Origin of the sequence: Klebsiella sp. GW_Kp182 (assembly GCF_040062275.1) — a bacterium.
GTDB lineage: Bacteria > Pseudomonadota > Gammaproteobacteria > Enterobacterales > Enterobacteriaceae > Klebsiella > Klebsiella michiganensis.
Map to the genome: position 1 here is coordinate 1 of NZ_JBEAFQ010000028.1, position 2,817 is coordinate 2,817.

Here is a 2,817-nt window from a genome sequence, read left to right on the forward strand (position 1 = left end):
AACCGCTGACCTCTTGCATGCCATGCAAGCGCTCTCCCAGCTGAGCTATAGCCCCGTAACGTAAAGCGTGTCGTGTTGACGGGCGGCATAATATGAATTCCTTCGCCAGGTGTCAACGGCAAAATCAATCCCGGCTATTTGATCGCTGAAAAAGCAGGCAAACGGCTGACATTGCGAGCCTTATCGCAGCCAGAAGTTAAACATGTCACTCTTTCCTTTAAAAGGATGCTATAACATGTGCAACTAATTCCCACATATTTACTCAGGAAATAGTATGCTCAAGGAACGAATGACACCTGAAGAAATAGCGCATCTGACTGGCTTCAGTCGGCAAACGATTAACAAATGGGTACGTAAAGAGGGATGGCAAACGTCCCCGCGCCCCGGCGTACAGGGCGGTAAAGCGCGCCTCGTACATGTTAATGAGCAGGTTCGCGAGTTTATTCGCAGCGCGCAGCGCGTGGCCGAAAACCCTGTCCCCTATTCCGCAACGGATAACGATCTCGAATCTCTGCTGCTTACCCTGTGTAAAGAGATGACGCCGGGAGAGCAAAAGCTGCTGATGTCGCTGCTGCTGCGTGAAGGGATCACCGGGTTACTCAACCGACTCGGTATTCGCGATCGGTGAAAGCATGATGAAACTTAAAGATAAAATGACCCCAGCGGAGCTCGCCGAGTGCCTTAACCTCGCCCGGCAAACCATAAACCGCTGGGCCAGAGAACAAAAATGGCGGACGGAACCGATCCCCGGAGTCAAAGGCGGACGCGCTCGTCTTATCGTCATTGACAGGTCAGTGATCGATTTCCTGGCAAATATCCCGGCGCTGCGGCATCTGACCATGGATAACCAGCTGGCGGAACCGCCCGTCAAATACTTTGTGAACGATGCGGACACAATCTGGCGCCAGATTGTCGAGACCATGCACCTGATGACCCCAACTGAGCAGCTGCACCTGCGGGATTTTCTTGCGCGCGAGGGGCTCAGCGGGTTTCTGTCCCGACTTGGCATTACTGATGCGAAGTAACAGGCAAAAAAAACGGCGGGGTTCGCTATCCCCGCCGTTTAACAATCGCTGTATCAGGATCAGGATTGCTGGCTTTCGCGCTCAGCAATAAAGGCCAGCGCCTTGTTGATACGTTCTACGCTACGTGATTTACCGATCGCATGGACTGTCACATCAAGCGCCGGAGACTGACCCGCACCGGTCACCGCGACGCGCAGCGGCATTCCCACTTTTCCCATCCCCACTTCCAGCTCATCGGCCGTCGCCTGAATCGCATGATGGACGTTTTCCGCCGTCCAGTCGCTTATGGCGGCTAATTTGTCGCGCACCACTTCCAGCGGCTGACGAGCAACAGGACGCAGATGTTTTTTCGCCGCATCGGCATCAAACTCGGCAAAATCTTCATAGAAATAGCGGCAGCTCGCCGCCATCTCTTTAAGGGTTTTGCAGCGCTCGCCCAGCAGCTTCACCAGCTCAGCCAGCTGCGGGCCGTTACGGGTGTCGATATTTTCCTGCTCAATGTGCCACTGTAAATGCGTTGCCACGTACTCCGGGGCCAGCGAGTTGATATAGTGGTGGTTCAGCCACTGCAGCTTTTCCGTATTGAACGCGCTCGCCGATTTGCTCACCGCCCCCAGGCTGAACAGTTTAATCATCTCTTCGCGAGAGAAAATCTCCTGATCGCCGCTGGACCATCCCAGACGCACCAGATAGTTCAGCAGCGCTTCCGGCAGATAGCCGTCGTCGCGATACTGCATAACGCTGACCGCACCGTGGCGCTTGGACAGTTTCTTACCATCGTCGCCGTTAATCATCGAGACGTGGGCGTAAACCGGCACCGGCGCATTCAGCGCTTTCAGGATGTTAATCTGGCGCGGGGTATTGTTGATATGGTCTTCGCCGCGAATAACGTGGGTGATTTCCATATCCCAGTCGTCAACCACGACGCAGAAGTTGTAGGTTGGAGAACCATCGGTACGGCGGATAATCAGATCGTCCAGCTCCTGGTTGCTGAATTCGATCGGACCGCGGATCTGGTCGTCAAAAACAACGGAACCCTCTTCCGGGTTGGCAAAACGGACGACGCAAGGTTCGTCATCAGCATGATGTTCGTGGCCATGGCGGCAGCGACCGTCGTAGCGGGGCTTCTCGCCTTTTGCCATTTGCTCTTCACGCAGCGCTTCCAGACGCTCTTTAGAGCAATAGCATTTATAGGCCGTGCCCGCTGTCAGCATTTCATCAATAACGGCGTTGTAGCGATCAAAACGCTTGGTCTGGAAGTACGGACCCTCGTCCCATTCCAGGCTCAGCCAGTTCATACCATCCATAATGGCTTCAATGGCCTCCGGCGTGGAGCGCTCAAGATCGGTATCTTCAATACGCAGCACAAACTCACCGCCGTGATTACGTGCAAAAAGCCAGGAATAGAGAGCAGTACGCGCGCCGCCAACGTGCAGATAGCCTGTCGGGCTGGGCGCGAAGCGAGTTTTGATTTTCATGAAGTGGCCTTACGTTTGATAAAGGTGCCGACACGCGGCAGTGTTCGTTGGATTTTATGGAGGAATATTCTAACACCGTGGGCTGATTCCTCAATGTTGTTACCGTTTCAACGTCACGCTTTCCCCTTTTTGTTTATAAATCATGCGCCACGGATGACATTGCGATCGTTTTGTTTAATTTTACGACGAACAAACAAATTATTTAGAAAAGGCGTTGACTCATTTTCAACTCTCCCTATAATGCGACTCCACACAGCGGGGGTGATTAGCTCAGCTGGGAGAGCACCTCCCTTACAAGGAGGGGGTCGGCGGTT

The 2,817-nt window shown here is 53.6% G+C and carries 3 protein-coding genes; 2 read left to right on the forward strand and 1 reads right to left on the reverse strand.

The genetic code is table 11. From position 1 onward, the window contains the following. The first annotated feature begins 274 nt into the window (after nt 1-274). Both ABLU88_RS16245 and ABLU88_RS16250 read left to right on the forward strand, forming a co-directional pair. The gene (locus ABLU88_RS16245) at nt 275-628 is read left to right on the forward strand and encodes a YfeC-like transcriptional regulator (RefSeq protein WP_004852968.1); all 354 of its coding nucleotides are present in this window, start codon (nt 275-277) and stop codon (nt 626-628) included. A 4-nt stretch (nt 629-632) separates the two neighbouring features. After that, complete coding sequence (locus ABLU88_RS16250) at nt 633-1,025, forward strand: YfeC-like transcriptional regulator (protein ID WP_064377550.1); 393 nt, start codon at nt 633-635, stop codon at nt 1,023-1,025. A gap of 59 nt (nt 1,026-1,084) precedes the next feature. Here the strand turns inward: ABLU88_RS16250 and gltX are convergent, their stop codons facing one another. Further along, nucleotides 1,085-2,503 (reverse strand): glutamate--tRNA ligase, encoded by a 1,419-nt coding sequence (gene gltX / locus ABLU88_RS16255; protein ID WP_064377551.1) that lies wholly within the window; start codon nt 2,501-2,503, stop codon nt 1,085-1,087. Between the last annotated feature and the right edge of the window lie 314 nt (nt 2,504-2,817).